The sequence below is a fragment of the Pseudomonas sp. GB2N2 genome (genome assembly GCF_054897705.1).
This window is the reverse complement of sequence record NZ_CM142701.1, coordinates 1,564,067-1,577,658: the sequence shown is the minus strand read 5'-3', so window position 1 is coordinate 1,577,658 and position 13,592 is coordinate 1,564,067. Positions and strand designations below refer to the sequence as shown.

Sequence of the window (13,592 nt, the reverse complement as noted above, 5' to 3'; positions counted from 1 at the left end):
TCACGATCAGACAAAATTCTTTCCTCTTGGGGGCGTAGTACCGGCCGCTACGATGGCGTCGGTTGTTTTTCGGGTCGCGGTATCTTCAGAGGAGTCGGGATAGGGCGCGACGATATACAGCGACATCACCGTGCTTGAGCCGGGCTTGAAGAACTGATGCAATGCTTGCTCCTGCTCTCTGTCAGCCAGGGTGGCGCGTCCCCTCTGGCGCTGATGTTCGCCCCAGGAGGCAATGATGAAGCGCTCGCTGAAATGTTCCGGGTCGGAGACATCGCGGTACAGCAACCAATGGCTGGCCCCGTCACGACGGCGAACTTTGCCCAACTGATAAATGCTTTGCGTGAACGCGAGACGGTTTTCGTTCGGAATGTAATAGTCAACCTGCACCGCCACTGGGCCATCGTCGGGTCCTAGGTGCCCTACGATGGTTGGTTCTGCCCAGTGTTGCGACAACGTGACTTCGTCATCATGGCCCATGCGAACCGGAAAACGACGGGTAAGTAACAGGCTCAGACCAATCAGGCCGGCAGCCAGGGTCAAGGTGCGGGCGACGCTCAAATGATTGGCAATGCTGCCCCAAAACACTCCGCCCAGTGCCATCGAACCCTGAAAAGTAAGCATGAAAATGGCCAGTGCCCGCGCTCTGACCCAGGCTGGAAGGCTGGTCTGATAGGCCGCACTGATGGTCGAGTTGAAACTGATCCAGCTTGCGCCACCGATGATCAGTGCAGGGCAGATCACCCATAGCGAAGGCGCCCAAGCGGCAATTAATATGGCGACGGCAAACGCAAGGTTCGACACCATCACTAACCGGTGCAGGTTGTTGAAGTGACTGCGAAACCGCTGTAACAACAAACCACCCGCCACCGCACCAGCGCCCAGGCTGCCTAGCAACAGTCCATAAACACTGGCACCGCCGGTGTCGATATTTTTGGCTACCAGGGGGAGGAGCGCCCACAAACTGCTAGCACAGCCGACAAAAGCGCAGGTGCGAATTATGTGGCTATGCAAGGGTTTGGCATGCCGGACGTAGCGCAGTCCCCCGCGCATTGCGGAAAATAGTCGCTCCTTCGTTAGCACAGGGCCAACGTTGGGGCGATACGCAAAGATGAAGAGCGACAGTACGATCAGGAACAATACGATGTTGATTGTGAACACCGCCTTGGCGCCTGACGCAGCGATTACCAGCCCGGCGAAGGCCGGGCCGATGGCGCGGGCAGCATTATAGGCAATACCGTTCAGGTTGATGGCCGCCTGCAAGGCTGCGCGAGGTACAGCGTCCGAGGTGGAGGCCTGCCAGGCTGGGATGCTTGCGGCACTGCCACTGCCCAGCAAAAAAGTGAGAAGCAAGAGGCTCCATGGCGTAATGGCATCGAGTTGCAATAGCAGGCACAGCAATCCGGTGGCAATCAACATCCAGGTATGGGTCAGCAACAGTAACTTGCGTTTCTCCACCAAGTCGGCCATTACACCCGCAGGCAATCCAAACATAAAGGCAGGCAACGTAATCGCCGTCTGTATCAGCGCGACCATCAGCGGTGATTCACTGATGGAGGTCATCAGCCAGGCCGCCGCAACGTTCTGCATCCAGACGCCGACATTTGCCGTGAGCGTGGCAATCCACACTGCGCGATACAGCGGATAGTGCAGTGGCGACAAGGAAACGCTAGTGGTGGCAGAGTCACGCTGCGGCATGTGTCCATCCAAGGTCAGAGCAAGCGTTGAACGGGATCGAGCTATTGCCAATATTGTGAACAGTGTTTAGCATTCTGAATACAGCGTTAGTGGCTGTCAATGCGCTTCCGTGGGTTTCAGGTGGCGGGACAAAGCACCGACGTCACGAAGCAAAGCCGCAAGCCAGTGAGAAAGGGGGCCGCCATATGACTGATGAACGCGATCCAGATGGGCAGGTGATAGCTCGGCAACAGGGCAATTTATTGTTGATCGGCATCGACCGGCCCGAAAAGCGCAATGGCTTCACACCGAAGATGTTCGAAGAGCTGGCGAAAGCGTTTACCCGGCTGGAAGAGTCGCCGGAATTGTTTTGCGGATTGTTATATGCCGAAGGCGATCACTTCACTGCCGGCCTGGACATGCCCAAGATCGCGCCGCTGCGCAAGGAGGGTAAAGCGCTGTTTCCGGCCAGTGAGGCAGACCCTTTCAATCTACGTGAGCCGCTACGTAAAAAACCCGTGGTGATTGCCCTCAAAGGCATTTGCTTCACCGTTGCGGTCGAACTGATGCTGGCCAGCGACATTGCAGTCGCCGCGAGCAATTGCCGGTTCTCTCAACTGGAGGTCAAGCGCGGGATCATGGCCGGCTGCGGTGCCACGATCAGAATGGTAGAGCGCACGGGCTGGGGCAATGCGATGAGGGTGCTTCTGACGGGTGACGAATTTAGTGCCCAGGATGCCTATCGCATGAACTTTGTGCAGGATGTGGTTGAGCCGGGCGAGGAGTTTGCGAAGGCCCTCGAATACGCTGAAAAGATCGCGGCTCAAGCGCCGCTGGCGGTTCAGGCAACGCGTGAAAATGCGCGAATTTCCCTCGGGCAAGGCTGGCTTACAGCGTACTCGAAGATTCAATCGACGCAGAAGTTTCTCTACAACACTGAGGACGCCAAAGAGGGCGTACAGTCGTTTGTCGAAAAGCGCACTGCGCGTTTTATCGGACGTTAAGGAAAGGACATAACAAAATGGCTAAAGGCCCACTTTCTCGTATTCGCGTGCTGGATATGAGTAGAATTCTCGCTGGCCCCTGGGCGGCGCAAATGCTTGCTGACCTCGGTGCCGAAGTTATCAAGATCGAGCGCCCCGGCAAGGGCGATGATTCACGACAGTTCGGCCCCCCGTTCCTTAAGGATGCCGAAGGAAACAACACGCGTGAATCGTCGTTTTACATCAGCACCAACCGCAACAAGAAATCCCTCAACTGCGACATCTCGAAACCCGATGGGCAAGCGCTGATCCGTGCGCTAGTCGCCAAGTGCGATGTGCTGCTAGAAAACTATAAGGTCGGTGATTTGAAGCGCTACGGGCTTGATTATGAAAGCCTGAAGCAGGTCAATCCGAATCTGATTTATTGCTCGTTGACCGGCTTTGGCCAGACTGGCCCGTACGCTCCTCGGCCGGGTTATGACTCAATTTTCCAAGCTATGGGCGGGTTGATGAGCATCACCGGTCTGCCGGACGATGTCCCGGGTGGTGGTCCGATGAAAACCGGGCCTAGCCTGGCTGACATCCTGGCGGGCCAATACGCCGCCTATGCAATCCAGGCCGCGCTCTATGCGCGCGATCTGGATGGCGAGCCTGGCCAACACATAGACGTCGCCTTGCTCGACTCTCTGATTGCAGCGACCTCCCATTACGCCAGTCAGTACCTGGTCTCCGGTGAGGTGCCGGTGCGACGGGGGACCGAAGGTAATGGCGGTATGCCGTCGCGGATGTTCCATTGTGCCGACGGCGACATAATGGTGGTGGCCGGAAACAACGAGCAGTACGCGCGCCTGTGCGACGTGCTCGGTCATCCGGAGCTGACCACTGACGAGCGTTTCTCGGAAATCGCGCTGCGCGTAATCAATCGTCGCGCGTTGGGAGAAGTGTTTGAACCGCTGATGGCAACGTGGCAGTTGGACGATTTGCTGATCGCGCTGGATGAGGCTGGTGTGCCGGCGGGGCCTATTAACACCTTGGACAAGGTGTTCGCCGACCCTCACGTTCAGTCGCGCAACATGTGTATTGAAGCCGAGCACCCCTTGGCAGCGAGTGGCAAGGTAAAGCTCGTGGCCAACCCGGTGAAGTTCTCCGGGACGCCAATTACCGAGTACACGGCGCCTCCGACCCAGGGAGAACACACTGACGAAATTCTTAAAGACTTATTGGGGCTGGATGACCGGGCGGTCCAGGATTTGAGACAAAATCGCATCGTCTGATGATGAGCATAAGAGGAGGGCGCTAACAGGCGCCTTCACTTAAATAGCAGTAGCTCCTGTGGGCGCTCACTGAAATCGCGGACTGTACCCAATACGGGAATCGCGCGGCCAATGATATCGGCTTGAAATGCATGGCAAGCACCCAACAGTGCTTTGACAGGCTGAACCCGAGCCGCACGCATCGCCTCCACGTCCAGTTGGCGCGCACCCGCTACCATGATTGCAATCTGCAGAACATAGGCCGCTTCCAGCTGGTCGCCGCTGTACTCCTGAGAGACCCAGTGGGAAAAGCCGTTGCGTAATGGTTTTCCCGCATGTTCTGCAGGGCCCAGCAGGGCGTCGAGATCCGTCTCCCAGGCCAGGACTTCCTGACCATTGAGCTGAACACTCACCCGAGTAACACCGTCCTGTAAGTCCGGTACTTCAATGTCATACAGCCGTAGCTCGCTGCTTCGACCCGCGTGCGCTATCGCCAGCCACAGCAAGTCATGCAAATGCGTGCAATGCAGGCGTGGCGCGGTGTCCTTGCGAAACTGCAGACGATCCGGGGTCAGAGGACGGCCAACCAACGCCTGTAACAGCGCTGGTGCCTCAAGGCATGCGGTGGTCGGGATACGCAGGCTCCGGGCTTCAATCCGGGTCATGCATTCCCCGTCGTGGTCAAGCGTCAGGCGAAAGGCGTGATAGTCGTCTTCCAGTTGCGCGACGACTGAGCGGTCACCGCGTTGAAGCAATATCCTTCGTCGATAACAACCCTTTCCGTACAGCGCGTTGAGCGGCATCAAATCATTGTGCATAAAGCCTCCTGTCGTACCAACGGTCAAACCCGAAACTGTCCGGCTGTAGCCTGCAGTGATCGCGCCAAGGTATTCAGTTGGCTGGAAATGTCCAAAGTCTGACTAGCAGATTTGCTGTTTTCTTCGCTCATGCGCGCCACCAATTCGACCCTTCGCGCAATGTCTTGTGTCGCCGTGTTCTGCTGTTCGATGGCGCCGGCGATTGATTCAATGGCTTCACCCACTTGACTCGCGCTCACTTGAGTCGTTTTCATGCGGTCAGCCGCTTGGTCTGACAACTGCTTCCCGGCAACCACCCGATCAGTGACGCTGAGCATCCGGCTCATGGCTTGGCGAGCAGACGCCTGAATAGTCGTGACTACCTGCGCAATTTCATCTGACGACACCGAGGTCCGTGCAGCGAGCTTGCGGACCTCGTCGGCTACCACGGCAAATCCGCGTCCTTGCTCACCCGCGCGTGCTGCCTCAATCGCAGCGTTGAGTGCCAGCAGATTGGTCTGCTCGGCGACGTCCCGAATGACCTGCATGACCATTGATATTTTGTCCGACTGCTGGCCCAAATCAGTGATGGTCACGCCGGTGTCACTGACCGTCGAGGCGATCAGCTCCATTTCCAGGGTGTTGCGGGTGATGATGGCGCTGCCCTGGCTTGCCGTTTCGCCCGCTTGCTGAGCACGCAGCAAAGCATCCTGCGTACTTTCACTGACCTGCCCAATGCTTACCGAAATCTGCTCGACCGCTGCGGCGATCAGAGTCGCGGCCTCGCTCTGGTTGTTGGATGATGCCGATACATGGCGCGACGCATTGTAGGCGCTGTCAGCCACCAGAGAGAGCTGGTCGGCATTGTTTAGCACTTCGCGTAGCGATAGCTGTAGTTTATCCAGCAATTGGTTAAAAGCTGAGGCAGTCTGGCTGGCCTCATCGCGTCCGTGAACCCGGGCGCGCAAGGTGAAATCATTGCTTTGGGAGACTTCGACGATGGTACTGCGCATATTGGTGAGGGCACCGACAATATCGCGGGCGACCAGAAAGGTGATCAACACCAGACCGAGCATGGCTGCCCCCGACATGATCAGTATCCATTGCATCGCCCGCTGGTGAGCCTGCTCGCCGTCGAGCTTTGCTTGCGAGGCGTAGACCTTATTCAACTCGATCAATTTGTCCAGCGCCGTGGCGAGGTTGTTCACCGAACCTTGGGACACCTGGTCCAGACCGGTCACTTCACTCATGCTCTGTCGCAAATCGCTCCAGGAGGGGGCTTTGCGCAACTGTTCAAGCAGCCTATTGATTGAGTCGTTGCTGTCTTTGAAGTTAGCCCATTCGCTCTGAAGGGCCTTCCAAGCGTCAATTTCTTCTGGGCTTTTAGGCAATGTGGCGTAGGCATCGTAGGCCTTTGCGGCCATGAGTTCTGCCGATTGCTTGTCTTGTGCCACGGTGCCATAGAAGCCGTGGGCCTCTTCAATGATCGAGGTTTTGTCGTCAGCGGTCTCGAACTGGTCCAGATTCCAGCCGATCATTTCTCGGGTCGAACTAACGGTGCCCAGTTGACCCAGTCGCAACGTCAGCAAAGCACTCACCGCTGGGTCTTTTTCGTTGCTGATGTGGTCCAGTGCGACGCTCAACTGGTGCACGCCATTCCAGCCGCTTATACCGACTAATACCAGCATCAATGATGCAAACCCGGCCATGAAGGCCAGTTTCGATTTGATCGAGAAGTTGCCCATGCAAGAGTGCCTTTATTATTGTTCGAGGCGGGCTACGCAGCGATGCGGCCGCCTCATGAGGCGGCCGCTGGCGGCAACGTTTTATTTGTGGAAATTGCGATTGATGATGTCGAACTCGTCGGACAGCGAGCCCGGAATGCTATAGCTGCCGGTATCGGAAATTTGCTCGAAGTTGGCCGCAACTTCTTCGACAGTGGCAGGTTCAAGACGAGGGCCATTCCAGCCATCGCCAACCCCGATGAAGGCGCGGGCATAGCGACCAACTGAGGCGGAATACATGGCGTGAGTGCTCTGGCACGCCTCGCTGGCAAGGTACACCACAAGAGGGGTGACAAACACCTGCTCATGGGTATTACCCAGATATTCGCCGAAGGCAGCATATTGAGCACCGAAGGCTTCGAGCTGTTTAGGGTCCATGGCTGCGCCCATGCGCGTGTTGGCTGTCGGTAGCAATGCGTTGCACAGGACGCCGTGTTCCTTGCCTTCAAGCGAAAGGATATTCATCAGGCCGATTAGGCCTGCTTTGGCAGTTCCGTAAGCAGTCTGTTGCGCGTTGCCGAAAACGCCAGCGGCCGAGGAGGCGAAGACGACCCTGCCATAACCCTGTTTTTTCATGATTTTATACGCAGGTTGGGTGACGTAGATCGCACCTTTGAGATGCACATCAAGCAGTGAGTCCAGGTCTTCGTCATTCAGGTCTTCAAATAGGGCATTGCGCAGATGGCCGGCGTTATTGATGACAATATCGACTTTGCCAAACGCGTCCAGCGCGTTCTGAACGATGGCCTCGCCCCCGACGCGTGTGGCGACCGAGTCATAGTTGGCCACGGCCTTGCCGCCAGCCGCGCGAATTTCGTCAACCACCTGATCAGCCATCCGATGGGAGCCGCCTTTGCCGTCAAAACTGCCGCCTAGATCATTGATCACCACCGACGCGCCGCGTGCGGCCAGTTCCAGGGCATAGGTCCGGCCGAGGCCGCCCCCTGAACCTGTGACAATGGCGACACGTCCGCTGAAATCGACCTTGCTCATAAACCGACCCTCTGGTTGATATTCATATTGTGGGCTGATTATTGAACGATGTTCACATATATGTCTAGGGTGATTTGGGACGCAGGCACCGCCACCTTCAACGCTCTATTGTCAAGGCACCTGCTATCAGCGTATCAACGCTGACCGGCACGCAGGTGGCGCTCCTCGTCAATAAGGTGATGGAGCCGTTGCAATAACAGCGCAAGTTGCTGTTTATCACTCTGGTTGAGGCGCTGAGTCGCTGAAAACTCAGGTCCGTAGTCACGACGGACGAATATTTCCTGCAGAAGGTCATGCGCCGTCTGGCTCAAGGTAACAAAGCTGACTCGACGGTCGTTCTCTGAATCTACGCGCGTCAGCATGCAGATTGATTCCAGGCGGTCCAGCAACTTGGTAATCCCGCCTTTACTGATGCTCAAACGGCGTTGCAGCTTCGACGGTGTAGAGGTTTGCTGAGGTGATATCGAGAGGACATCCAAGAGCAGCAGCTCGTTACCCTGCAGTCCTCTATTGCTAGCAATATCCTTCAGGCTGCTTTCTATGTAACGCCCCAATTGCAACAGCCGGTGATTGATTGAATAGGCGTCGGCATCCTCTCCAGGCCATTGGTTCCCCCATTCCTGTGCCGCCAAATCAATATCGTTGGCGGGCCTGACCACTTCTTCGTGGTTGAAGGGCAATGGGTCTGCCTGAGCGCTGCACAATCCCTGGATATAGCGATGCAGCCCTTCGAGCGCTTGCGGAACTGCACAATAAATGCGCCGCTGTCCCTCGCGTTCTTCTTGCACCAGACCTGCTTCACGCAACACCTTCAAATGCTGAGACACGGCGGATTGACTCACTCCGGTCTCCAGTGTCAATTCGCCGGCAGGCGAAGGGGCATTAAGCAAGCGCTCATACAAAGAGCGTCTGGTGGGGTCGTTCAGGGCCGAAAGGGCAGATTGATAGGTCATTGAGGGTTCCTTGACGAGGGCCCGAATTAGAGCCTCGCCATCCAATATTATTCCCTGATCGGGATATTGCCTTTGTACTGGCTTGGGGTTAGTTTTTATAAGCTTTATTCATCAGTGAACTTTCTATGTCTATTGCTGAAGGCATGTCGTTTTGTTGAGGGCTTTAGATCGGGCCGAGAACCTAATATTTTCCGTGCGCCTCGGTTAGAGAAGAATGGGAGGGAGGGGAAATATAAGCAAGCACTAATATTCGTAAATGCTCACCGGTCTCGCGCTTCCATGAGGGAAAGTGATGCCAGCGTTGGATGGGTAATGCCCGGATAATATTGCAGGGCTAATCGCCCCTAAAAATGTGAACGGTGTACGGTATTTTCCGCTTAGGAAGCCCGAAGGGTAGAAAAATTTTTTTTCGGGCTCAGCATTGTCGCTACACCTTCATAGGGTAGCGATCGCCCATGAAAGCCGCGTGCTCAAGCGGTTCATGGTTCGGTATTTATTGATTCTATCGAGCGAATGCTAGCGAATCCCTGCGGGTACGGGATTGACAACTCAATTGGCGTGTACAATTATCGGAACGTCGTTCATTAAATACGAACGAAAGACGCTCGCTCGGTGAGTTCGACGAGCGAGTAGACAGGAGTAAAAACGGGTATGGCTGCTGGTCTCCAGTGCCCCTCGTTGACACCCAGCGGGTCTCGCATTAGAAATGGAGAAAAATAATAATGAATCTTCGCTTCGCACAACCTCGGTATAGGCTTCACCGGCCTTATCTTCTGCAGGTGTCATTGTTGGCATTGGCGGTGGCCGGTGTCATCAGCGACGCCAACGCAGTCAGTCTTGATTTTGGCAATCCGGACATCCAAAGCCGGCTGGACACCACCGTTCGCTACAACTTGGGGATTCGAGGGGAAGGCACGGATTCGCGATTGAAGCTAGGCCCTAATGGTACGGCCGACCCCAACAACAATGCGGTTGCCCTGGGTAACAACCGCTTCAAGAGAGGTGATGTGATCTTGGATCGCATCGACGTACTCTCCGAATTCGATGTGGTTATCAAGGATAGTTACGGCCTGCGCATTAGCGCCGCGGCCTGGTACGATCCCACTTACGGGGGCGGCGTAGATGACGCTACCACCGATGAGTTTTTGTCCAAGCGGTTCTTCAAAAACGGCAAGTATTCTGACTACACCCGCAACTACACCACCGGCCCGTACGCCGAGATTCTAGACGGCTTTATCTTCAATACCTTTGACTTGGGTAAAACCACGACCTCGGTGAAGTTGGGTCGGCACAACATTTATTGGGGTAACTCGCTGTTCCCGCAATCGAAACAGGCGTCGATCGCTTACGGTCAAGCAGCCCTCGACTTGCAGAAAGCCGCGTTCAGTCCTGGCCTGGAAGCCAAGGAGCTGTTTCTGCCGCAGAACCAGTTCACCGGCACCACGCAGCTAAACCCCGAGTTTTCTGTTGCGTGGCAGTACTCGATGGAATGGCGCCACGATCGTTATCCCGAAGGCGGGACCTATTTTGAATATGCGGCGCCGGCGTTCTATGGTGCTGACGGTCCTGCGATTGGAGAAACAAAAAACAAACCAGGCAGTGGTGACCACGACTGGGGCGTCATGGCCAAGTGGCAGCCTGATTTCATGGACGGCGGCAACATGAGCCTCGTCTATCGCGAGTTCTATGAAAAGACGCCGAACCCGTTCGCAGGCAATGCGAGTGGCGTTCTGGACAGCGTCTACAACCCGAAAAAGAACCAGCTGATCGGTTTTGCGATGGAGAAAAACATCGCCACCATTAACTTCGGTCTTGAGGCGACCTACCGCCGTAATGCACAGCTGTACACTACGATTACCGGGAGCCTTGCTCAAGTTGCTCCTGGGGTGGTCGCCGGTTTCGACTCTGAAAATGCCCCGCGCGGTAACGTTTATGGCCTGGTGCTCAACGCCGTAAAACTGCTGCCTGAAACAGTGCTCTGGGATGCAGGTGAAGTTGCCGCTGAACTTGAATTCCAGCATCTGGACAAAGTGACCTACAACCCAGCGTTTGGCATCACAGCAGGCGGTGTGTTTACTCCGTTGGGAGGTAACAATTTCCCGCTTAAAGGTTCTGATTCACCGCTGTGCGCTGATCGTAGCGGTGTCCCGGGTTCGGGCAGTGAAAGCTACGGTTGCCCGACCCGCAACTCGACGGTCTTATCCACCAACTTCACGCCGCGCTGGTTGCAAGTGTTCCCGGGCGTGGACATCAGCTCGCCGGTCTTTGTCAGCTATGGTGTCCAAGGTAACGCGGCAACCGGTGGTTTGACCGGTGCCGAGGGGCAGGTCACATACTCCCTCGGTGTACAGGCTGATATTTACCAGACTCACACCATCAAATTGGCATGGAACGACAGTTGGTCACGTAACCACACCACCAGTCCTGCCGGCGGTGGAGAGGGTATGACCGGCTCGGGTACTTGGTGGCAAAACGATCATGGTTGGTTGTCGTTGAGCTTAAAGACTTCTTTTTAAGTTTTTTCAACAGTATCGGAACGGACGGGTGAAAAAAATGAATTATAAGAAATACCTTCTTTCCATCGCAGTTGCGTATGCCATGGCTGCCCAAGGGTTTGGTGCCCCGAGCGCCGACGAGGTCAAACAAATCGGTACAACCTTGACCGAGTTCGGCGCAACTATCGCCGGCAACAGCGATGGCAGTATTCCGGCCTACGATCCTGCCAAAGCATTGACCAAGCCGCCAGCAGGGTACAAGCCCATCAATGCTGCCGGAGGCTTCCCTTATATCGATCCCTACGCTAATGAAAAGCCGTTGTTTTCCATCACCGGCAAAAACATGGCGCAGTATGCGGATAAAATTGATGACGGCAACAAAGCGCTGCTGACTCGCTTTCCGGACTATCGGATCGACGTTTACCCAACGCATCGAAGTGCGCCGCCGTTGCCCAAGTTTGGCCGCGATAACACGGTTAACGATATCGCAAAGCCTCACACTGAAGGGGATAACACCGGCCTGGCCGATGCTCATGCGCAGGTCCCATTTCCAATCCCGAAATCCGGCTATGAAGCCATGTGGAACTTTTCCACGCGCTTTTTCAGGCCCTACGAAGTGGGCAATTTTGCGACTTACCTGATCGACAGCGCCGGTGAAAGAACGCTGGTGACTGACTCTACCGTGCGTTTCGAACACGAGTACTGGGACAGCACCAAGCCTAACCCTGAGTACAGTAACCGCGTGCTCAACACCAACAACGCGCCGGCGTCAAAATCCGGCTCCAAGGACATGCGATATACCCCGTTGCGCCTTGATACCAAGGCTGACAGTGCCTGGTCCTATTCCCCAGGCCAGCGCCGGGTACGCCTCGCGCCGGAGTTCAAATACGACACTGTCTCGGCGCAGTACGGTGGCCTGATTACCTTCGACGAGATCAGTGGTTTCGATGGCAAGATGGACCGCTTCGACTTCAAGCTGTTGGGCAAGAAGGAGATGTACGTTCCCTACAACACGTACCGAACCGCTTCAGCGACGCTGGACGAGCTGGTCAAGAAAGGCTTTGCCAACCCTGACAAGATCCGCTGGGAATTGCATCGGGTCTGGGTCGTAGAGGCTGCGTTGAAGCCTGGTCAGCGGCATGCCAACCCCAAGAAGATGTTTTATCTTGATGAAGATAGTTGGCACATAACGATGTACAACTCCTACGATGCCGCAGGCAAATTGTACCGTTCGCAGAACTTCCAGTTGTTTGTCGGCTATGACGCTGTACCGGCAATGCGCAGCGAAGGGGTACTGATGTATGACCATTCCAAAGGTACCTATGGCTTGTCCTCTATGCCTTTCGAGACTCGCACGGGTTGGTTTGCATCGGAACCGTTCTCACCGAACTTGCTGTCGCCTGCTGCAATGGCCGGCGCCGGTATTCGCTGAGCACATTCAGGGTGCGCAGTGACAATCCATTGCGCACAGATCCGGCAACTGGCACAGGGCGGGGTGGGTTACTGACACCCCTGTCTCGACCGTTTTGGAGGTGCTCTTGAAGGGTTACCGCAAGCTGTTCTTAGGAATATTGTCGATAGGGTTGCTGCCGTATGCGGCGCTGTACGCACAACCTTATCAAGATCCACTGGATGCTCCCGTGGAACTGAACCGCCTGGCAACCACCTCACAGTTGACCTCGGTTACAACAGCAGGTCAGCGCTTGGTCGCTGTCGGTGCCAGAGGCATGGTGTTGTTATCGGACGATCAGGGCAAAGACTGGCAGCAAGCCAAAGTACCCGTGAGTTCAGACTTGGTGGCGGTACAGTTTGTCACCGACCAGCAAGGTTGGGCGGTTGGCCATGACGGGGTGGTGCTGCATAGCGCTGATGCTGGCAGCAGCTGGGAAAAACAGCTCGACGGCAACAGCCTGGAGAAGTTGCTGGTCGACCATTTCCAAACCCTGGCGAATCAGGGGGACGACAAGGCAGCGCAGTACCTCGACTTAATCAAACTCAATTTCGCCAATGGGCCAGAGCAACCGATGCTAGGTGTCTGGTTCCGTGATCCTTTAAACGGATTCGCCGTCGGCGCGTTCGGTACCATCGTTGCGACCCATGACGGTGGCAAGACTTGGGAGTCCTGGATGGAGAAGGTGGATAACCCCGAGATGTTCCATTACAACTCGATTACTGGCGTCAACGGGCGTCCGTATATTGCCAGTGAACAGGGCTCGGTATTTAAGCTGGCCGAAGGCCAGCAACACTTCATCAAATTAACCACAGGTTACACAGGTAGTTTTTTCGGCGTGCTGGGTAATGAGCATTATCTGCTGGCCTATGGATTGCGCGGCAACGCTTATAAGTCCAGCGACCAGGGCAAAACTTGGGAGCGCCTGGTGACCAGTAACAGCGCAGGACTTGTCGACGGCGCTGTTGATGACAAAGGACGCATTTTGCTGGCCAGCGAAGCCGGCGCGGTCATTGTCAGCGGTGATCAGGGTAAAAGTTTCAGCGTGTTGCCGGATGTCCACCCCGCTTTGTTTGCCGGACTGACCCTCATTAAAGGGCAGGTGGCGATTGTTGGTTTGTCAGGTGTGCAAGTGGTTCGTAACCGGTGATGACCGGCGATTGATCAGGCGGCTATCCTGCTATGGCCAGTCTTACTGAACAATAACAAT

10 protein-coding genes and 1 pseudogene are annotated in these 13,592 nt (G+C 55.6%); 5 read left to right on the top strand and 6 right to left on the bottom strand.

The window, feature by feature from the left end:
* Positions 1 to 6: 6 nt before the first annotated feature.
* Positions 7 to 1,695: an MFS transporter gene (locus tag ACYZT4_RS07255; RefSeq protein WP_461986483.1), complete on the bottom strand. Its 1,689-nt coding sequence runs from the start codon at positions 1,693 to 1,695 to the stop codon at positions 7 to 9.
* A 185-nt stretch (positions 1,696 to 1,880) separates the two neighbouring features.
* Here ACYZT4_RS07255 and ACYZT4_RS07250 point away from each other — a divergent pair, with 185 nt between their 5' ends.
* Both ACYZT4_RS07250 and ACYZT4_RS07245 read left to right on the top strand, forming a co-directional pair.
* Positions 1,881 to 2,678: a crotonase/enoyl-CoA hydratase family protein gene (locus ACYZT4_RS07250; RefSeq protein ID WP_461986481.1), complete on the top strand. Its 798-nt coding sequence runs from the start codon at positions 1,881 to 1,883 to the stop codon at positions 2,676 to 2,678.
* Positions 2,679 to 2,695: 17 nt separating this feature from the next.
* Positions 2,696 to 3,931 (top strand): CaiB/BaiF CoA transferase family protein, encoded by a 1,236-nt coding sequence (locus tag ACYZT4_RS07245; RefSeq protein ID WP_461986479.1) that lies wholly within the window; start codon positions 2,696 to 2,698, stop codon positions 3,929 to 3,931.
* Between the two features lie 35 nt (positions 3,932 to 3,966).
* On the opposite strand, the gene ACYZT4_RS07240 is transcribed toward ACYZT4_RS07245, so the two are convergent.
* From ACYZT4_RS07240 to ACYZT4_RS07220, 5 genes and pseudogenes are all read right to left on the bottom strand, one after another.
* Positions 3,967 to 4,728: a DUF2889 domain-containing protein gene (locus tag ACYZT4_RS07240; RefSeq protein WP_461986477.1), complete on the bottom strand. Its 762-nt coding sequence runs from the start codon at positions 4,726 to 4,728 to the stop codon at positions 3,967 to 3,969.
* Positions 4,729 to 4,751: 23 nt separating this feature from the next.
* Positions 4,752 to 5,552 (bottom strand): methyl-accepting chemotaxis protein, encoded by an 801-nt coding sequence (locus ACYZT4_RS07235; protein ID WP_461988580.1) that lies wholly within the window; start codon positions 5,550 to 5,552, stop codon positions 4,752 to 4,754.
* 105 nt (positions 5,553 to 5,657) lie between these two features.
* Positions 5,658 to 5,720: pseudogene (locus tag ACYZT4_RS07230) on the bottom strand (hypothetical protein); the annotation flags it as partial.
* Positions 5,721 to 6,533: 813 nt separating this feature from the next.
* Positions 6,534 to 7,484 carry an SDR family NAD(P)-dependent oxidoreductase gene (locus ACYZT4_RS07225; RefSeq protein ID WP_461986475.1) on the bottom strand — a complete coding sequence of 317 codons (951 nt, stop codon included), beginning with the start codon at positions 7,482 to 7,484 and terminating at the stop codon, positions 6,534 to 6,536.
* 134 nt (positions 7,485 to 7,618) lie between these two features.
* Positions 7,619 to 8,437 (bottom strand): metalloregulator ArsR/SmtB family transcription factor, encoded by an 819-nt coding sequence (locus ACYZT4_RS07220; protein WP_461986474.1) that lies wholly within the window; start codon positions 8,435 to 8,437, stop codon positions 7,619 to 7,621.
* Between the two features lie 722 nt (positions 8,438 to 9,159).
* Here ACYZT4_RS07220 and ACYZT4_RS07215 point away from each other — a divergent pair.
* The 3 genes from ACYZT4_RS07215 to ACYZT4_RS07205 all read left to right on the top strand — a co-directional run bounded on the left by ACYZT4_RS07215 (position 9,160) and on the right by ACYZT4_RS07205 (position 13,532).
* Positions 9,160 to 10,953 (top strand): DUF1302 domain-containing protein, encoded by a 1,794-nt coding sequence (locus ACYZT4_RS07215; RefSeq protein ID WP_461986472.1) that lies wholly within the window; start codon positions 9,160 to 9,162, stop codon positions 10,951 to 10,953.
* A 37-nt stretch (positions 10,954 to 10,990) separates the two neighbouring features.
* On the top strand, positions 10,991 to 12,364 hold the full coding sequence (locus tag ACYZT4_RS07210) for a DUF1329 domain-containing protein (protein ID WP_461986470.1): 1,374 nt from the start codon (positions 10,991 to 10,993) through the stop codon (positions 12,362 to 12,364).
* Between the two features lie 106 nt (positions 12,365 to 12,470).
* A complete protein-coding gene (locus tag ACYZT4_RS07205) occupies positions 12,471 to 13,532 on the top strand; it encodes a YCF48-related protein (protein ID WP_461986469.1) in 1,062 nt (353 codons plus the stop codon).
* Positions 13,533 to 13,592: the final 60 nt, after the last annotated feature.

Coding starts and splice junctions, on each gene's coding strand:
- ACYZT4_RS07245 (WP_461986479.1), top strand. CDS start 2,696: ATGGCTAAAGGCCCACTTTCTCGTATTCGCGTGCTGGATATGAGTAGA.
- ACYZT4_RS07250 (WP_461986481.1), top strand. CDS start 1,881: ATGACTGATGAACGCGATCCAGATGGGCAGGTGATAGCTCGGCAACAG.
- ACYZT4_RS07220 (WP_461986474.1), bottom strand. CDS start 8,437: ATGACCTATCAATCTGCCCTTTCGGCCCTGAACGACCCCACCAGACGC.
- ACYZT4_RS07210 (WP_461986470.1), top strand. CDS start 10,991: ATGAATTATAAGAAATACCTTCTTTCCATCGCAGTTGCGTATGCCATG.
- ACYZT4_RS07240 (WP_461986477.1), bottom strand. CDS start 4,728: ATGCACAATGATTTGATGCCGCTCAACGCGCTGTACGGAAAGGGTTGT.
- ACYZT4_RS07225 (WP_461986475.1), bottom strand. CDS start 7,484: ATGAGCAAGGTCGATTTCAGCGGACGTGTCGCCATTGTCACAGGTTCA.
- ACYZT4_RS07215 (WP_461986472.1), top strand. CDS start 9,160: ATGAATCTTCGCTTCGCACAACCTCGGTATAGGCTTCACCGGCCTTAT.
- ACYZT4_RS07255 (WP_461986483.1), bottom strand. CDS start 1,695: ATGCCGCAGCGTGACTCTGCCACCACTAGCGTTTCCTTGTCGCCACTG.